The 16,773-nt window shown below is 73.9% G+C and carries 15 protein-coding genes and 1 tRNA gene; 8 read left to right on the top strand and 8 right to left on the bottom strand.

Annotated features, from left to right (window positions below; all coding sequences use genetic code 11):
• Positions 1–151 precede the first annotated feature (151 nt).
• The 4 genes from NP048_RS13605 (at position 152) to NP048_RS13590 (ending at position 6,003) form a co-directional block, all read left to right on the top strand.
• Positions 152–1,573, top strand: a complete 1,422-nt coding sequence (locus tag NP048_RS13605) for an MFS transporter (protein ID WP_227576163.1) — start codon at positions 152–154, stop codon at positions 1,571–1,573.
• A complete protein-coding gene (locus NP048_RS13600) occupies positions 1,570–2,838 on the top strand; it encodes an MFS transporter (protein ID WP_372456795.1) in 1,269 nt (422 codons plus the stop codon). The genes NP048_RS13605 and NP048_RS13600 overlap by 4 nt, the downstream gene beginning before the upstream one ends.
• Before the next feature lie 9 nt (positions 2,839–2,847).
• On the top strand, positions 2,848–3,993 hold the full coding sequence (locus NP048_RS13595) for a UDP-N-acetylmuramate dehydrogenase (RefSeq protein ID WP_227576161.1): 1,146 nt from the start codon (positions 2,848–2,850) through the stop codon (positions 3,991–3,993).
• A 198-nt stretch (positions 3,994–4,191) separates the two neighbouring features.
• A complete protein-coding gene (locus NP048_RS13590; protein WP_256769298.1) occupies positions 4,192–6,003 on the top strand; it encodes an alpha/beta hydrolase in 1,812 nt (603 codons plus the stop codon).
• A gap of 61 nt (positions 6,004–6,064) precedes the next feature.
• Here the strand turns inward: NP048_RS13590 and NP048_RS13585 are convergent, their stop codons facing one another.
• The 8 genes from NP048_RS13585 to NP048_RS13550 all read right to left on the bottom strand — a co-directional run bounded on the left by NP048_RS13585 (position 6,065) and on the right by NP048_RS13550 (position 14,480).
• Complete coding sequence (locus NP048_RS13585; protein WP_227576642.1) at positions 6,065–7,093, bottom strand: adenosine deaminase; 1,029 nt, start codon at positions 7,091–7,093, stop codon at positions 6,065–6,067.
• Between the two features lie 63 nt (positions 7,094–7,156).
• The gene (locus NP048_RS13580; RefSeq protein WP_227576160.1) at positions 7,157–7,831 is read right to left on the bottom strand and encodes a response regulator transcription factor; all 675 of its coding nucleotides are present in this window, start codon (positions 7,829–7,831) and stop codon (positions 7,157–7,159) included.
• Positions 7,828–9,369, bottom strand: a complete 1,542-nt coding sequence (locus NP048_RS13575; RefSeq protein ID WP_227576159.1) for a sensor histidine kinase — start codon at positions 9,367–9,369, stop codon at positions 7,828–7,830. The genes NP048_RS13580 and NP048_RS13575 overlap by 4 nt, the downstream gene beginning before the upstream one ends.
• A 78-nt stretch (positions 9,370–9,447) precedes the next feature.
• The gene (locus tag NP048_RS13570; protein WP_284439705.1) at positions 9,448–10,077 is read right to left on the bottom strand and encodes a response regulator; all 630 of its coding nucleotides are present in this window, start codon (positions 10,075–10,077) and stop codon (positions 9,448–9,450) included.
• A complete protein-coding gene (locus NP048_RS13565; RefSeq protein WP_227576158.1) occupies positions 10,074–11,366 on the bottom strand; it encodes a sensor histidine kinase in 1,293 nt (430 codons plus the stop codon). Before NP048_RS13565 ends, NP048_RS13570 begins: the two co-directional genes overlap by 4 nt.
• A gap of 43 nt (positions 11,367–11,409) precedes the next feature.
• Positions 11,410–12,249, bottom strand: coding sequence for an ABC transporter permease (locus NP048_RS13560; protein ID WP_227576157.1), 840 nt, complete (start codon positions 12,247–12,249; stop codon positions 11,410–11,412).
• Complete coding sequence (locus NP048_RS13555) at positions 12,246–13,151, bottom strand: ABC transporter ATP-binding protein (protein ID WP_227576156.1); 906 nt, start codon at positions 13,149–13,151, stop codon at positions 12,246–12,248. Before NP048_RS13555 ends, NP048_RS13560 begins: the two co-directional genes overlap by 4 nt.
• A gap of 93 nt (positions 13,152–13,244) precedes the next feature.
• Positions 13,245–14,480, bottom strand: coding sequence for a pyridoxal phosphate-dependent aminotransferase (locus NP048_RS13550; RefSeq protein WP_227576155.1), 1,236 nt, complete (start codon positions 14,478–14,480; stop codon positions 13,245–13,247).
• Positions 14,481–14,722: 242 nt separating this feature from the next.
• Here NP048_RS13550 and NP048_RS13545 point away from each other — a divergent pair.
• From NP048_RS13545 to rplK, 4 genes are all read left to right on the top strand, one after another.
• Positions 14,723–14,795: transfer RNA gene (locus NP048_RS13545), tRNA-Trp, on the top strand.
• Between the two features lie 160 nt (positions 14,796–14,955).
• Positions 14,956–15,237, top strand: coding sequence for a preprotein translocase subunit SecE (secE, locus tag NP048_RS13540; protein WP_227576154.1), 282 nt, complete (start codon positions 14,956–14,958; stop codon positions 15,235–15,237).
• Positions 15,238–15,335: 98 nt separating this feature from the next.
• Complete coding sequence (gene nusG / locus NP048_RS13535; RefSeq protein WP_227576153.1) at positions 15,336–16,157, top strand: transcription termination/antitermination protein NusG; 822 nt, start codon at positions 15,336–15,338, stop codon at positions 16,155–16,157.
• Between the two features lie 82 nt (positions 16,158–16,239).
• Positions 16,240–16,671 (top strand): 50S ribosomal protein L11, encoded by a 432-nt coding sequence (gene rplK, locus NP048_RS13530; protein WP_227576152.1) that lies wholly within the window; start codon positions 16,240–16,242, stop codon positions 16,669–16,671.
• Positions 16,672–16,773: the final 102 nt, after the last annotated feature.

Raw genomic sequence — 16,773 nt, 5'->3', positions numbered from 1 at the left:
CCGACGAGGCAGGCGAGGGGTGACGTTTGACGTCGCGGTCAGCGTACCCGCACTATGGACGGGCCCCCTCGAATCGATTCGAGACGCGCATGGACAGCCACTGACGCGCAGCGGGCCGTATCCCGGTTCCCCCTTGACACGGAGCTCTGCTGTGACCACCCCCGACCCGTCCGTGGTCGCCCGAGCCCGACTCCTGCTCGTCGGCCTCTTCGCCCTCGCCGGTGTCGCCTTCGCGAGCTGGCTGGCACGCATCCCGACGGTGCGGGACCTCCTGGACCTGAGCACGGCCGACCTGGGTCTGCTCCTGCTCGTCGGCTCGGTCGGGTCGCTGCTGACCGTCACGTCGTCCGGCATCGTGCTCCAGCGGCTCGGCACCCGCCGCGTCCTGCTCGTCTCCACATTCGTCCTCGCGACGGCCTTCGTGCTGCTCGGGGTCGGGCCGACCGTCGGGTCGCGTGCCCTGCTCGCCGCGGGCATCTTCCTCAACGGCGTCGCCGTCGCCCTGGGCAACGTCGCGATCAACGTCGAGTCGGCACGGATCGAGCGCGCGCTGGGGCGGACGGTCATCCCGCAGTTCCACGCGGCCTTCTCCATCGGTGCGGTCGCCGGCTCCGGAGCCGGAGCACTGGCGTCCGCCGGTGGCGTGCCGCTGGTCGTGCAGCTCCCCTTGACGGCTGCGGTGGTCATCGTGTGGCGGCTCGCCTCGCTGCGCGGTGTCGTGCTGCCGGTGTCCGCCGTCGAGGCGGGGGAGCGGCCCGTCACCCCCGCCCGCTCGGTGCGCACGGCCGCCGAGTCGCGCACCCGACGGGGCGCGCGGCGCCTCGCGACCGCACTCGACGCATGGCGCGAGCCGCGCACGCTGCTCGTCGGGGTCGTCGTGCTCTCTGCCGCGTTCTCCGAGGGCGCGGCCAACAACTGGCTCTCGCTCGCGGTGGTCGACGGCTTCGCACGGTCCGAGTCGGTCGGCGGTGCGGTGCTGGGGCTGTTCGTCGCGTCGATGACGGTCGTGCGTCTGCTCGGGACCCGGCTCATCGACCGGCTCGGGCGGGTCGCCGTCCTGCGGGCGTCCGGCGCGTCGTCGATCGTCGGGCTGCTGCTGTTCGGGTTCGCCCCGAGCTTCGTCCTCGCGTGCACCGGCGTCGTCCTGTGGGGCGTGGGTGCCGCCCTCGCGGTGCCCATCGGCATCGCCGCCGCGTCCGACGACCCCGTGCGTGCCGCCGGGCGCGTCGCCGTGGTCTCCGCCTTCGCGTCCATGGCGTCGCTCGTGGCTCCGCCCGTGCTCGGCCTGGCCGCGGAGTCGGTCGGCGCGCGCCACGCCCTCGTGCTCATCGTCGCCGCCATGGTCGCGAGCGTCGTCGTGGCGCCGGCGGTCGCCCGTGAGCAGCCCGACGTGCCCACGCGCGCCGCCGTTCGCGACCCCGCGGTCGGCGCACCGGCCGCCACGGCCGAGGTCGTCCCCGTGGTCGACCTCGAGGAGCTCGTCCACGCGCGTCACCACCACGCCCGGTCGGGGCGTGCCGGGAGGCGGCACGGACGCGAGGACCGACCCGTCGCACGCGGGGGCGCACGATGAGCGGCGTGACCGACGTCCGACCCGCCGCCGGTGCGCGGGACGTCCGGATCGCGTCCGCGGCGGTCTTCACCGTCTTCCTGCTGTCCGGCGTGAACTTCGCCTCCTGGGCCGCCCGCCTCCCCGCCGTGCGTGACGCTCTGGGGCTGACGCCCGAGCGGATGGGCGTGCTGCTCCTCATCGGGGCTCTGGGCTCGCTCGTGTCGTTGCCCCTGTCGGGCCTCGTCGTCGAGCGCTGGGGCGCGCGGCGCACGGTGCTGGCCTTCGCCGTCGCCAACGCGTCGGGCTTCGCGCTCGCGGCGCTGGGCGTGGCTCTCGGCCACGTCGTCCTCGTCGGTGCCGGGCTCGTCCTCGCGGGCATCGGGGCGGGGGTGTGGGACGCGGCGATGAACATCGAGGGTGCGGTCGTCGAGCAGCGGCTCGGGCGCACCGTCATGCCGCGTTACCACGCGGGCTTCTCCTTCGGGACGATGGCAGCAGCCGGGGTCGCCGCCGGTGCAGCGGCGCTGCACGTGCCGGTGCAGGTGCACCTGCCTGTCGTCCTGGTGCTCTCCACGGTCGCCGTCGCGGTGGCGGTGCGCGCGTTCGTCGACCGTCCCGCCCCGCGCGGCGTCGACACCGAGCACCCCGCGCCGCGCGACGGCGCTCGGGGGGCGCTCGGTGCGTGGCTCGAGCCGCGGACGCTGCTCATCGGCCTCGTGGTGCTCGCCGCAGCGCTCACCGAAGGCGCAGCGAACGACTGGGTGAGCCTCGCGGTCGTCGACGGCTTCGGCACCGCGCACGCGACGGGCGCGATCGCGTTCGGGCTCTTCGTCACGGCGATGACCGCGATGCGGCTGCTCGGCACGGCGCTGCTCGACCGCTTCGGGCGGGTCGCCGTGCTGCGGCTGTGCGCCGGTCTGGCGGGGGCCGGGCTGCTCGTCTTCGGCCTGGCCGACCAGCTGTGGCTCGCGATCATCGGGGTGGCCGCGTGGGGTGCGGGTGCGGCACTGGGCTTCCCCGTCGGGATGAGCGCCGCGGCTGACGACCCGCTGCGCGCCGCGCAGCGCGTCGCGGTCGTCTCGACGGTGGGGTACTCCGCCTTCCTCGCGGGGCCCCCGCTCCTCGGCCTGCTGGCGGAGCACGTGGGCTACCGGCACGCGCTCCTGGCGATCCTCGCCCCCGTCGCCCTCGGTCTGCTGGTCACGGGCGCGGCACGGCCGCTGCCGCGCGCCTTCGCGCCCGCCGGCGGCGGCGTCGCGGAACGTCCCGCGCCGCCCGCGGTCTAGCCTGGCCGGGTGGAGCCCGACACCTGCGCACTGCCCGGCCCGGCCCCCGCGCCGGCGTACCCGCCCGTCCCGACGCACCCCGGCACGCCCGCGCTCGCGGACCTGACGACCCTGCGCGTCGGCGGTCCCGTCGGCCGCTACGTGGAGACGACGTCCGAGGCGGGGCTGGTCGCGGCGGTGCGCGCGGCCGACGAGGCCGGCGAGCCGCTGCTGGTGCTCGGCGGCGGCTCGAACGTGCTCGCAGCGGACACCGGGTTCCCCGGGGTCGTCGTGCGTGACGTGCGCGGCGGCGTGGAGGTGCCTGACGCGTCCGCGTGCGGGGGCGTCACGCTCACCGTGCCCGCGGGGACCGTGTGGGACGACGTGGTCGCGTACGCGGTGGCCCACGAGCTCGTGGGGGTCGAGGCGCTGTCGGGGATCCCCGGGTCGACGGGCGCGACGCCCGTCCAGAACGTCGGCGCGTACGGCCAGGAGGTCGCGCAGACCGTCGCGCAGGTGCGCGTCTGGGACCGGGGGCGCGGTCGGGTCCGCACCCTGCCGTTCGTGTCCCTGGGCTTCGGGTACCGGACGTCCGTGCTCAAGCGCTCGTTGCGACCGGACCCGGCCGACCCCGCCGCGCCGTGGGGCCCCACGCCCCGGTACGTCGTGCTCGACGTGACGTTCCAGCTCAGGCAGGGCTCACTGTCGGCGCCCGTGGCCTACCCGGAGCTGGCCCGTGCGCTCGACGTGGCCGTGGGGGAGCGTGCACCGCTCGCGGACGTCCGCGCGGCGGTGCTCACGCTGCGGGCACGCAAGGGCATGGTGCTCGACGGCGCCGACCACGACACGTGGAGCGCCGGCTCGTTCTTCACCAACCCCGTCGTCGCGGCAGCGGACGCGGACGCGCTGCCCGGCGACGCGCCCCGGTGGCCGATGGCTGACGGCTCGGTGAAGACGAGCGCAGCGTGGCTGATCGAGCACGCGGGCTTCGGTCGCGGGCACGGGTCACCCGGCCCGGCGACGCTCTCGACCAAGCACACGCTCGCGCTGACCAACCGTGGCGACGCGAGCGCCGTCGACCTGCTCGCCCTGGCCCGCGAGGTCCGCGACGGGGTCCGCGACCGGTTCGGTGTCGTCCTGGAGCCTGAGCCGGTCCTGGTGGGCGTCACCCTCTGAGGCGCCGCGCGTGGCAAGGGTGCGCGCCGCGCGCGCGGGAACCTAGACGTTCCCCCCTGACCGGGACAACCCCCGCAGGTCGGGCACCGGGGTCCGCCCTGCGGCCGACGTCCTGCGCACCTCGCGGCCGTCAGGGTGGTGGGAGCGCCGACGGCCGGGTCGCAGGGGCACCGGCGGGCGCGATCCAGGGGGATCACCATGACGAAAGCACAGTTCCGCCGTGCGCTCGCCGTGACGACCGTCGCGGCCTGTCTGGCCACGACCGTCACGGCGTTCACGGCCACGGGCGCGAGCGCCCACGGCAGGCCGGGCGCCGGCCACGACCGCACGAGCCGCGCGGAGGCGGCGCGCGTCGACCGGGTCCCGACGCCCGACCCGGGCTGGTACGACTGCTCGTCCATCTTCATGCCGGGCAGCGAGTGCGGCACGGTCGAGCTCCCGCTCGACTACGACCAGCCGCGCAAGGGCACCACCGAGGTGGCGCTGCTGCGCGTGCGGGCCACGGACCCCGCGCAGCGGATCGGGTCGCTGTTCGTCAACCCCGGTGGGCCGGGAGGCTCGGGCGTGGAGATCGCGGCCTTCGCGCCGTACTTCCTGTCGCCCGAGGTGCTGGCGAGGTTCGACGTCGTCGGCCTCGACCCGCGCGGCACCAACTACTCGTCGAACGTGCAGTGCTTCCGCAACGTCGGCGAGCAGGACGCCGCGCTGTCCGGCATGTACGTGCCGTTCCCGCAGGGGCAGGGGCAGACCGCGGCATTCGTCGACTCGGCCTGGAAGCTCGGCAAGGCGTGCTCGACGACGGGCACCCCGCTGAGCGCGTCGATGTCGACCGCGCAGGTCGCACGTGACATGGACGTCGTGCGGCGGGCCGTCGGCGACGAGAAGCTGACGTTCCTGGGCTTCTCGTACGGCAGCTACCTGGGCCAGGTGTACGCCAACATGTTCCCCGACCGCGTGCGTGCGGTCACGATCGACGGGGTCCTCGACCCGCTCGCGTGGGCGGGTACCCGCGCGACCGCGAACATCCCGGTGACCGAGCGCCTCGCGTCCGGGACCGCCGCGTGGCGCGCCACGCAGGAGATCCTCGACCGTTGTGAGCAGGCCGGACCCGACCTGTGCCGCACGGCCGGGATCGGTGAGCCGCGGGCCGTGTGGGACGGCGTGGCCGCAGGTCTGCGCGCCACACCGATCGAGCTGCGCGACCCGGAGACCGACGAGCTGATCGTGACCGTCGACTGGCCGGTTTTCGTCAGCGCCGTGCTCGGGACGCTGTACGCGCCGGAGGCGTACCTCGGCGTCGACGCGCTCACGTGGGCGATCCACTGGCTGCTCCAGCCGGAGACGCCGGAGAACGCCGAGATCCGCGCCGAGGCGCTGGCGTCCCTGGTGGGCTACGAGCGCGCACAGCAGCAGAACGCCGCGGAGCACGCCGCCACCCGCACCGAGCGGGCGTCCGAGCTCGGGTTCGCGTTCCCGTACTACAACGGCACCGAGGCGTTCTCGGCGGTGCTGTGCACCGACTCCGTGAACCCCCGGCGGCCGGAGGACTGGATCGCGGCCTCCGAGCGGCAGGACGCGATCGCGCCGGGCTTCGGGCCGTCGTGGACGTGGGGGTCGGCGCAGTGCGCGAGCAAGGCCTGGACCGCGCGCGACGAGGACGCGTGGACGGGACGGTTCGACGCCCGTACCGCGTCGCCGGTGCTGGTCGTCGGCAACCTGTGGGACCCGGCGACCGCCTACGAGGGTGCCGTCGCGGCCGCGAAGGTGCTCCCGAACAGCCGCCTGCTGACCTCCGACAACTGGGGGCACACGGCGTACGGCACGTCCGCGTGCGCCACGGAGGCGATCGACCGCTACCTCATCGGCGGCGAGCTGCCGGTCGAGGGCACGCAGTGCACGGGCGACGTGCAGCCGTTCGTCGACCAGCCGATGTCCCGCGGCTCGCAGGCGCCGCGCGCCCTGCCGCCGGTGGTGCCGCCGGTGCCCGGTTCGACGCCGCGCTCGTCGTGACGCCGTGAGCGGATGAGGGGCGGGGGCTCGGCCACGACGGCCGAGCCCCCGCCCCGCGTCGTCAGGCTGCGGGATCCGTCGCGAGCCACGCGTCCACGCCGGCGAGCAGCCGCGCCCGGGTCCCGGGGGACGCCGCGCTCGCGGTGATCGACGCCCGGGCGAGGTCCGCCAGCTCGGCGTCGGTGAACCCGTGCTCGTCGCGGGCGATGCGGTACTGGTCGACGAGGCGGGAGCGGAACAGCAGGGGGTCGTCCGCACCGAGGGCGACGCGCGTACCGGCGTCGACGAGGGTGCGCAGCGGCACGTCGCTCAGGGTGGCGTACACCCCCAGCGACACGTTGGAGGCGGGGCAGACCTCGAGCGGGACGTCGTCCTCGAGCACGCGTGCCAGGACCCGGGGGTCCTCCGCGCTGCGCACGCCGTGCCCCAGGCGGTCGGGCCGCAGGTGCTCGAGGACCTCCTCGACGTGCGCCGGGCCCAGCAGCTCACCGCCGTGCGGGACGGACAGCAGACCGGCCCGGTGCGCGATCGCGAACGCACCGGCGAAGTCCGCAGTCGTCCCGCGCCGCTCGTCGTTCGACAGCCCGAACCCGACGACCTGGCCCGGGCCGTCCCCGGCGTGCTTCGCTGCGAGCCGTGCGAGCGTCCGCGCGTCCAGCGGGTGGCGCATGCGCGACGCGGCGACGACGACCCCGATCTCGACACCCGTGGCCTCCTGCGCCGCGCGTGCCTCGTCCAGGATGATCTCCAGCGCCGGCGTCAGCCCGCCGACGAACGGCGCGTACGACGTGGGGTCCACCTGGATCTCGAGGCGCCCCGACCCCTCGGCGGCGTCGTCGGTCGCGGCTTCGACGACGAGCCGGCGCATGTCCGCCTCGGAGCGCACGCACGCACGCGCCGCGTCGTACATCCGCTGGAACCGGAACCACCCGCGCTCGCCCGCGGGGACCACCAGCGGGTCGTCGTCGAGCAGGGCGTGGGGCAGCCGGATGCCGTGCCGGTCGGCGAGCTCCGCGAGGGTGGTGACACGCATCGAGCCGGTGAAGTGCAGGTGGAGGTGCGCCTTGGGCAGCAGGCTCAGGTCACGCATCGAGGCCAGTGTGCCAGCGGACGCCGCGGCAGGCGCGACAGGCACGCGTGACGTGGACGGACGTCACGCCGAGGCGTCGACGAGGCGGTAGCCGACCCCGCGGATGGTGTCGAAGTGCTCGGCGCCGAGCTTGCGGCGCAGGTACCGCACGTACACGTCGACGACGTTCGAGCCGGGGTCGAAGTCGTAGCCCCACACCTCCGACAGGAGCCGCTCGCGCGTCAGCACGTCGCCCGCGTTGCGCATGAACGTCTCCGCGAGCGCGAACTCGCGGGCCGACAGGTCGACCTCGGTGTCGTCGACCTTCATGCGGCGCGTGCGCAGGTCGAGCTGGAGCCGACCGTGCGTGAGGACGTTGCCGCGCGCGGTCGCGGCCGGCTGGCTGCGCAGCCGCAGCCGTACGCGCGCGAGGAGCTCCTCGAACCGGAACGGCTTGGCCATGTAGTCGTCGGCCCCGGACTCCAGGCCCGTCACGGTGTCGGTCACGGACGACCGGGCGGTCAGCAGGATCACCGGGAGCTCGTAGCCCTCGGTACGCAGGTGGCGCAGGACCTCGAAGCCGTCCATGTCGCCCAGCCCCAGGTCGAGCACGAGCAGGTCGATCCCGCCGGTCTCGATGCGCTCGAGGGCGGCTTCCCCGGTCAGCACGGCAGTCGCCTCGTACCCGTGGGCGCGCAGTCCCTTGGCGACGAAGGAGGCGATGCGCTCCTCGTCCTCGGCGATCAGGATGTGGGTCATCGGTGAGGCTCCACGAGCTCGAAGGACTCGGCCTCGCCGTCGACGAGGCCGACGGCGGGCAGGTCGAGGACGAAACCGACGCCGGGACCGGCGCCGGGCGGCGGGTGCTCGAGGAACACGCGTCCCCCGTGAGCGGCGGCGATCGCCGCGACGATGGGCAGGCCCAGGCCTGCACCATGCTGCACGCGGTCGGCCTGGCCGCGGTGGAAGCGCTCGAAGATGCGGGACTCCTCCTCGGGCGGGACGCCGGGTCCCTCGTCGCGCACCCACACCAGCAGGCGGCCGTCGGCCACCTCGCTCCCCAGGCGCACGACCGCCCCGGCCGCGGAGAAGCGCACGGCGTTGGCCAGCAGCTGCAGCCACGCCTGCGTGATGCGCTGGGCGTCGACGTCGACCACGACGTCGGCGCGCGCGACGACGACGAACCGGCGCTCGCCCAGGCCGCGGGCCTTCTCCAGCACGTCGTCCGTGAGCCGTCCGACGTCGACGGGCGCGCGACGCACGAAGTCCGGCCGGTCCACGGTCGCCAGGGTCACGAGGTCGTCGACGAGCCGCTGCATGCGGTCCAGCTCGTCGAGAGCGAGCGACTGCGTGGCGCGCACGTCGGCCTCGTCGCCCGGGTCGAGCAGCTCGAGGTGACCGCGCACGATCGTCAACGGCGTGCGGAGCTCGTGGCCCACGTCGTCCAGCAGCTCGCGCTGGGACCCGAACGCACGCTCGAGTCGCTGCAGCATCGAGTTCACGGACGCGGCGAGGTCCGCGAGGTCGTCCTTGCCGGTGACCTCGATGCGCTCCGACAGGTCGGACTCCGTGACGCGTCGCACGGTGTCGCGCAGCACCCGCACCGGACGCAGCATGCGTCCGACCACGAACCACGCGACGAGCGACGTCACGATCAGCGCCGCCACGCCGACCGCCGAGTACGTGAGGAAGATCCGCCACACGCCCGCGTTCTGCGCGGTGCGGTCCGACGCGACCACGAACATGCCTGCGACGGCGGGGTCCGCCTCCAGGTGCACGGGCACGGCGACCAGCCGGTACTCGGTGACCGACGTGCGCACGGTGCGGGGGAAGCCCGCGAGCGGGTCGCCGGTGGGCAGCGCGCGCAGCCACGCCATGAGCTCCTCGTCGGTGTCGAGGCGCACGGCGCGGGTCTCGTCGGCGGGGCGCATGAAGAACGTCCCGTCGAGCATCGAGAGCACGCCCTCGTGCTCGCCCGGGACGCGCGCCTCGACCGCCTTCTGCAGCAGCGTCTGCACGGAGGTCCACGGGACCCGCGACCCGTCGGGCTGCGGCTCTCCCTCGACCACGCTGGTCCGCAGCGCGCTCACCGCGCGGGTGAGGGACTCGTCGATGCGGGCGTCCGTCGCCCGCAGCTGCAGCGCGAGCCCCGTCACGCCGGAGATGGTCATGGCGGCGGCGGTCAGGGCGACGACCGACGTCATCAGCCGGCCGCGGACGGTGACGTGCGGCGCCGGCCGGCGTGCGGCGTCGGTGGGCACGGTGGGGGCTCGCCCCGTCGTCGGCCCGTTCCGCATGGGCTCAGTATGGTCGCGCGACCACCGGCGCAGTAGGCCCGTCCGAGCGCCGGTCCTCGGCGGCCGCACGGCGTCGGTTCACGCGCCCGGCAGGATCCCTCGCTCGATCGCGACCGTCACCGCGCGGGTGCGGTCGTCGACGCCGAGCTTCGCGAACGCGCGCAGCAGGTGCGTCTTGACGGTGGCCTCGGTGATGAACAGCTCACGTCCCACGCCGGCGTTGGACAGACCGCGTGCGACGCCCGCGAGCACCTCGCGCTCGCGCGGGGTCAGCCGCTCCCCGTGGTCGCCGCGCACCTGCTGGACCAGCCGGCGGGCCACCGACGGCGACAGCGCGGACTCGCCGCGTGACGCGGCACGCACCCCGGCCACGAGCTGGCCCCGCGGGGTGTCCTTGAGCAGGTAGCCCGTCGCACCGGCCTCGACCGCGCGCAGGATGTCCGTGTCCGTCTCGTACGTCGTCAGGACCAGGACGTGCACGCCCGGCAGCTCGTCGACGATCCGGGCCGTCGCGGTGGCGCCGTCCGTGCCGGGCATGCGCAGGTCCATGAGGACCAGGTCGGGCCGCAGCTCGTGCGCGAGGGCGACCGCCCGCGCGCCGTCACCGGCCTCGCCGACCACCTCGAGGTCGGGCTCGAGGGCCAGCAGCGCGACGATGCCCGCGCGCACGACGGGGTGGTCGTCGGCCACGATGACCCGCACGGTCACGACGACGCCCCCGTCAGGTGGGGGTCGGGTGGGGCACCCGCCGTGCCGGACGGTCCGGCGCGGTCCGGATCCGTGGTGGCGCGCCGACCGTCCGGCACCCGCAGTCGCAGTCGCGTCCCGACGCCCGGTTGCCCCGTCACCTCGAGCGTGCCGCCCGCCGCGTCCGCCCGCGCCCGCATGCCACGCAGTCCGTGGCCCTCGGCTACGTCCTGCGGCAACCCGCGACCGTCGTCGACGATCTCGAGGACGACCTCGTCGTCGACGCCCGCCAGCCCGATCCTCACGTGCGACGCCCCCGCGTGCCGGCGCACGTTGGCGAGCGACTCCTGCGCGGCCCGCAGCAGGACGACCTGCGCCTCGGCGCCCACGGCGTCGCCGGTGTCGTCGACGACGTCGACGCGGACGCCCGTCTCGTCGCCGAACCTGACGGCGAGCCGCACCAGCGCGTCTGCGAGGGTGCCGTCCTGGAGGTCGGGAGGTGCGGTCGCGGCGACGAGCGTGCGCGCCTCGGCCAGGTTGTCGCGGGCGACGCCCTCGATGTGCTCCAGCCTGGCCGCCACCCGGTCGACGTGCCCGCGGGCGTTCTCCACGGCCGCCGTCTCCGCGAGCATCACCACGGACGTGAAGCCCTGCGCGAGAGTGTCGTGGATCTCCGCGGCCAGGCGCTGGCGCTCCGCGACGACACCCGCCGCGTGGTGCGACGCCGCCAGGGCCTCCTGCGTGGCGCGCAGCTCGTCGAGCAGGTACGCGCGTTCCTCGCTCTGCTCCGCCACCCGCGTGATCCACAGCCCGAGCACCACCGCGAACAGCAGCGCGGTGCCGAACTCCGCGGCGATCTCCGCGACCTGCGGCCCGGTCGCCTGCACGCGCAGCACCGCGGCCGTCGTGATGCCCAGGGTGAGCGCCGCCGCCCACACGACGCCCGCGACGCGCGTGCGGCTGAAGAACCAGATCTGCAGGAAGCCGAGGAAGAGCAGCACCGAGCCGATGTCGCCGTCGGCGACCTGCACGACCACCACGACGAGGAGGACCACCAGGTACCCGTCCGCGAGCCGGGCGCTGCCACGCTGCGCGGCGCGGCGACCGACCACCGCGTACGCGAGCGCCAGCACGCTCATCGTGGTCAGCGGGACCGCGCCGTCGGCCAGGCTCGTCGCCTGGGTGAGGACCGCCAGCAGGTACACCGCCGTCATCCCGACGAAGACCAGGTCGTACATCAGCAGCGTCCGCAGCCAGAACCCGCGCCGGTCCACGGTCGGCGTCACGGGACGCGCGTCGGCAGGGCTCATGCCGGCGACTCTGCCACGAGCGCGGCCGGCGAGCGGGCGTGCGTCACCCGTCGTCCCGACGCCGCCAGCGGAACGTCCGCACCCCCACGACCAGCCCGACGACGAGCCAGGCGACGAGCACCGCGGCCGTCGCACCGTGCTGCCAGGACCCCGCGGGCTCGATCACCGCGAGCTCGTCGGGCAGGAACACCGAGCGCATGCCCTGGGCCATCCACTTCAGCGGGAACACCGAGGCGGCCTGTTGCATCCACGTGGGCAGCTCGTTGAACTGGAAGAACACGCCGGACACGAACTGCAGGACCAGGACCACGGGGATCACCACCGGGCTGGCCGACCGCCCGGTGCGCGGCACCGACGAGAACGCCACCCCGCACACCGAGCCCGTGGCGGTGCCGAGCACGAAGACCCACGCGAAGGTCAGCCAGCGTTGCGGGTCCGTCGGCAGCGGCACGTCGAACGCCAGCGCGGCGACGGCGAGCAGCAGCGCCGTCTGCACGGCGGCGGTGCAGAGCACCTGCCCGGTCTTGCCGAGGAAGTACGCCGTGGCGGGCAGGGGGGTCGACCGCAGGCGCTTGAGGGTGCCGTCGTCACGCTCGGCCGCGATCGCGATCGCGAGGTTCTGGAAGCTCGACAGCATGACGCCGGTGGCGACCATCCCGGGAAGGAAGTACTGCGGGAAGTAGACCCCGGTGCCCGGAGCCAGCTCCTCGTCGGAGCCGAACACCGTGGCGAAGATCGCGAGCATGAGGATCGGGTAGGCGAACACGAACACCACCGCGTCCCGCTCGCGGAAGAACACGCGGACCTCGAAGACCGTGCGTGACAACGCGAGGCGCGCCAGCCCGGGCAGCGGACGGGACGAGCGCGGGGCCGTCGCGCTCATCGCGCCGTCTCCTCGGGGGTGTCGTCCGTGGCGACGTCCGCCGCAGCCTCGCCGATCAGCCCGAGGTACACGTCCTCGAGGGTCGGGCGTAGGACCTGCAGGCCCGGCACCTCCCCGTCGGGGTGGCCGACCTGCGCGGCCAACCGCGCGACGAGCGCCGTCGGGGTGTCCGTGGCCTCCTCGTGGCCGACGCCGTCGACCGTCCAGCGCACGCGTGCGCGTCGTGCCTGCCGCCCGCCCAGGTCCGCCGGCGCACCGTCCGCCAGGACCCGTCCGTGCGCGACGACGACCACGCGGTCGGCGAGGCGCTCGGCCTCCTCGAGGTAGTGCGTGGTCAGCAGGATGGTCGTGCCCTCGTCACGCAGGCCCTCGACGAGGTCCCAGAACGCGTGCCGCGCCTGCGGGTCGAAGCCGGTGGTCGGCTCGTCGAGGAACAGCAGCTCGGGGTCGCCGACGATCCCGAGGGCGACGTCGAGACGGCGGCGCTGTCCGCCGGAGAGCGCGCGGACGCGGGCCGACCGCTTCTCGCGGAGGCCGACCTCCTCGATGACGGTCTCCGGGTCCCGCGGCGCGGGGTAGAAGCCGGCGACGTGCCGCACGATCTCGGCGACCGTGACCTCGGCGAGGTCCTGGTTGTCCTGCAGCACGACGCCGAGACGTGCACGCCACGCCCGGTCGCCACGGGCGGGGTCCTCGCCGAGCACGCGCACGTGCCCGGCGTCGGCGCGGCGGAACCCCTCGAGGGTCTCGACGGTCGTCGTCTTCCCGGCGCCGTTGGGGCCCAGGACCGCGACGATCTCACCGTGCTCGACGCGCAGGTCCAGGCCGTCCACGGCGCGCTTGTCGCCGTACCGCTTGTGGAGCCCCTCGACCAGCACGGCGGGGGCGTTCGTGGTCGCCATGCCACCAGCCTGTCGTGCCGACCCACCGCGAGGCCACGACCGCACGACGGTCTCCCGTGTCCACCGACCGGTGGACACGGGGCCGTCAGGAGGTCAGACGGCCTCGCCGAGCAGTGCCTGGATGCGGCCGACGCCCTCGGCCAGGTCGTCGTCGCCCAACGCGTACGACAGCCGCACGTAGCCGCTGGGACCGAACGCCTCACCGGGCACGACGGCGACCTCGACCTCGTCGAGGATCAGCGACGCGAGCTCGGCCGACGTCGTCGGCGTGACGCCGCGGATGGTGCGGCCCAGGACCCCCTCGACGGAGGGGTAGGCGTAGAACGCGCCCTGCGGCGCGGGGCAGCGCACGCCGTCGATCTGCTCGAGCATCCCGACCATGGTGCGACGACGGCGGTCGAACGCGGTGCGCATCGCGTCCACGGCGGACAGGTCACCGGTCAGCGCCGCCACGGCCGCGCGCTGCGAGACGTTGGCGACGTTCGACGTCAGGTGCGACTGCAGGTTGGTCGCGGCCTTGATGACGTCGGTCGGGGCGATCATCCAGCCGACGCGCCACCCGGTCATCGCGTAGGTCTTCGCGACGCCGTTGAGCACGATCGTGGTGTCGGCGAGCTCGGGCACGACGCGCACGATCGGCGTGAACACGGCGTCGTCGTAGGTCAGGTGCTCGTAGATCTCGTCGGTGACGACCCAGATGCCGTGCTCCAGCGCCCAGCGGCCGATCTCCTCGGTCTGCTCGGGGGAGTACACCGCGCCCGTGGGGTTGGACGGGGAGTTGAACAGCAGCGCCTTGGTGCGGGGCGTGCGTGCGGCCTCCAGCTGCTCGACCGTCACCAGGTACCCCTGGTCGACGCCCGCGAACACCTCGACCGGCTCGGCGCCCGTCAGGCGGATGGCCTCGGGGTACGTCGTCCAGTAGGGCGCGGGCAGCAGGACCTCGTCGCCCGGGTCCAGGATCGCGGCGAAGGCCTGGAAGACGGCCTGCTTGCCGCCGTTCGTGACGAGCACGTCCGACGCCTTGACCTCGTACCCCGAGTCCCGCAGCGTCTTGGCGGCGATGGCCTCGCGCAGCACGGGCAGGCCCGCGGCGGGGGAGTAGCGGTGGTTGACCGGGTCCTGCGCGGCCCGGACGGCGGCCTCGACGATGTAGTCCGGCGTCGGGAAGTCGGGCTCGCCGGCGCCGAAGCCGATCACCGGTCGGCCTGCCGCCTTGAGCGCCTTCGCCTTCGCGTCGACCGCGAGGGTCGCGGACTCCGCGATCGCGGCGACCCGGGCGGAGACCCGGGCGCGGGTGGACGTCGTCGTCGGGGCGCTGTGCTCGGTCACGCGGACATCCTCGCAGAGGGGCACGGGTGCGGGGCGACGGCATATCACGACGTGGTACGCGGCCGGTACCAGGGCCGGACAGGAACTGGGTCCGAGCGGGTTCGACCGTACGGCCCCGCGTCGCGTACAGTGATCCACCGGCGGTTGACGTCCGTCATGATGAAGCACGCCTTCAGGTCGAGCTCAGAGGAATCGAGCCCGGTCCGGCGGTGGTGCTGAGGTCATGACGACCCGGCCGTCGTAGGGCAGTGGCGCAATTGGTAGCGCAGCGGTCTCCAAAACCGCAGGTTGCAGGTTCGAGTCCTGTCTGCCCTGCGCACGCGGACCGGCTCGGCCTCGGGGCATCCCGAGGTCCGGGTCGGCGTCGTGAGCAGGACCGCCGGTCGGTCCGGCGCGTCGCGTCGGTCAGTCCGGGCGTCCTCGACACACGGCACCCACCCCGGGTGCCGCACCGATGACGAGACAGGGGCCAGACGTGAGCGATACCGCTGCCGCCGCGGCGTCCGACGCCGAGGGCTCGCACGTCAGCAGGAGCGAGCGTGCTCCGCGACGCGGCGAGGAGAAGCGCGGGCTGTTCGCGCGCATCGCGCTCTTCGTGCGCCAGGTCGTGGCCGAGCTCAAGAAGGTCGTCCGTCCGACCCGGCAGGAGCTGGTCACCTACACCAGCGTCGTGCTCGTGTTCGTCACGGTCGTCATGCTGTTCGTGACGGTGATCGACCTGGGGATCGGCAAGCTGGCGTTCTGGGTCTTCGGGTGACGCACGCCGGCTGACGCCGTCGCGTCACCCCACCCGCGCGGGTCGAGCCGCGCAACCACCGGCGCGCGCCGGTCCACAACGGAGAAAGCAGGTTGCACGTGTCGCAGGAGTCGCAGGAGCCCACGTCGGGCGCCGAGGCCGAGCTCGCGGACGCCCTGGCGTCGGTCGAGGCCGTCGAGGCGAGCGCGGGTGACGAGGTCGACGACACGGCCGCCACCGACGCGGACGACGTCGAGGCGGACGACGCCCCCGTCGACGACGACGCGCCCGCAGATGTGGACGCCGACGGCGCCTCCGAAGCGGACGAGGTCGATCCCGACGAGGACCCGGTCGCCGCGTTCAAGGCGCAGCTGCGCCGGATGCCTGGTGACTGGTTCGTCATCCACTCCTACGCGGGCTACGAGAACCGCGTGAAGGTGAACCTCGAGTCGCGCACGCAGAGCCTGAACATGGAGGACTACATCCACCAGGTGGAGGTCCCCATGGAGGAGGTCGTGGAGATCAAGAACGCGCAGCGCAAGGTCGTCAAGCGCGTGCGGATCCCCGGCTACGTCCTGGTCCGCATGGACCTCACCGACGAGTCGTGGGGCGCCGTGCGCCACACGCCGGGCGTCACCGGGTTCGTCGGCCACACGCACCAGCCCGTGCCGCTGACGCTCGACGAGGTCTTCTCGATGCTGGCCCCGACGATCGAGGCGAAGACGCCCGCGCAGCAGGCCGCCAAGGCGTCGAGCAAGCAGGTCGAGGTCGACTTCACGGTCGGCGAGTCGGTCACCGTCACCGACGGCGGGCCGTTCGACACGCTGCCCGCCACGATCTCCGAGATCAACCCCGAGAACCAGAAGCTCAAGGTCCTCGTCTCGCTCTTCGGCCGGGAGACCCCGGTCGAGCTGTCCTTCAGCCAGGTCTCGAAGATCTGACCTGCTGACCGCCCCGCGCCGCGGGGCCCTGCAACCGGGTCATCGCCCACGGCGTCGGCCCACGAGAAGAACGGAAGGCATCATGCCCCCGAAGAAGAAGGTCACCGGCCTCATCAAGCTCCAGATCAACGCCGGTGCCGCGACCCCCGCGCCGCCGATCGGCCCCGCGCTGGGTCAGCACGGCGTCAACATCATGGAGTTCTGCAAGGCGTACAACGCGGCGACCGAGTCGCAGCGCGGCAACGTCATCCCCGTCGAGATCACGGTGTACGAGGACCGCTCGTTCACCTTCATCACGAAGACGCCGCCGGCCGCCGAGCTGATCAAGAAGGCCGCGGGTGTGGCCAAGGGCTCGCCCACGCCGCACACCGTCAAGGTGGGCTCGCTGACGGCGGACCAGGTCCGCGAGATCGCCAGCACCAAGCTCGAGGACCTCAACGCGAACGACCTCGCGTCGGCCGAGAAGATCATCACCGGCACCGCCCGGTCGATGGGGATCAAGGTCGAGGGCTGAGCTTCCGCTCGGCACGCACGACGCGTCGGTGAGCGCGACCCGCGCTCACCGGCAGGTGGCAGGGCCCGTGTGCGGCCCGCATGACCACAACTGCTGACACAA

It is taken from the genome of Cellulomonas xiejunii (genome assembly GCF_024508315.1).
GTDB lineage: Bacteria > Actinomycetota > Actinomycetes > Actinomycetales > Cellulomonadaceae > Cellulomonas > Cellulomonas xiejunii.
The sequence above is the reverse complement of the archived record's forward strand: the minus strand, read 5'-3'. Positions and strand labels throughout refer to the sequence as shown.

Excerpts from the sequence above, each read along its gene's own strand:
- NP048_RS13565 (WP_227576158.1), bottom strand. The coding sequence starts at position 11,366 with ATGAGCCCTGCCGACGCGCGTCCCGTGACGCCGACCGTGGACCGGCGC.
- NP048_RS13600 (WP_372456795.1), top strand. The coding sequence starts at position 1,570 with ATGAGCGGCGTGACCGACGTCCGACCCGCCGCCGGTGCGCGGGACGTC.
- NP048_RS13585 (WP_227576642.1), bottom strand. The coding sequence starts at position 7,093 with ATGCGTGACCTGAGCCTGCTGCCCAAGGCGCACCTCCACCTGCACTTC.
- NP048_RS13560 (WP_227576157.1), bottom strand. The coding sequence starts at position 12,249 with ATGAGCGCGACGGCCCCGCGCTCGTCCCGTCCGCTGCCCGGGCTGGCG.
- NP048_RS13580 (WP_227576160.1), bottom strand. The coding sequence starts at position 7,831 with ATGACCCACATCCTGATCGCCGAGGACGAGGAGCGCATCGCCTCCTTC.
- NP048_RS13575 (WP_227576159.1), bottom strand. The coding sequence starts at position 9,369 with ATGCGGAACGGGCCGACGACGGGGCGAGCCCCCACCGTGCCCACCGAC.
- NP048_RS13590 (WP_256769298.1), top strand. The coding sequence starts at position 4,192 with ATGACGAAAGCACAGTTCCGCCGTGCGCTCGCCGTGACGACCGTCGCG.
- rplK (WP_227576152.1), top strand. The coding sequence starts at position 16,240 with ATGCCCCCGAAGAAGAAGGTCACCGGCCTCATCAAGCTCCAGATCAAC.
- NP048_RS13555 (WP_227576156.1), bottom strand. The coding sequence starts at position 13,151 with ATGGCGACCACGAACGCCCCCGCCGTGCTGGTCGAGGGGCTCCACAAG.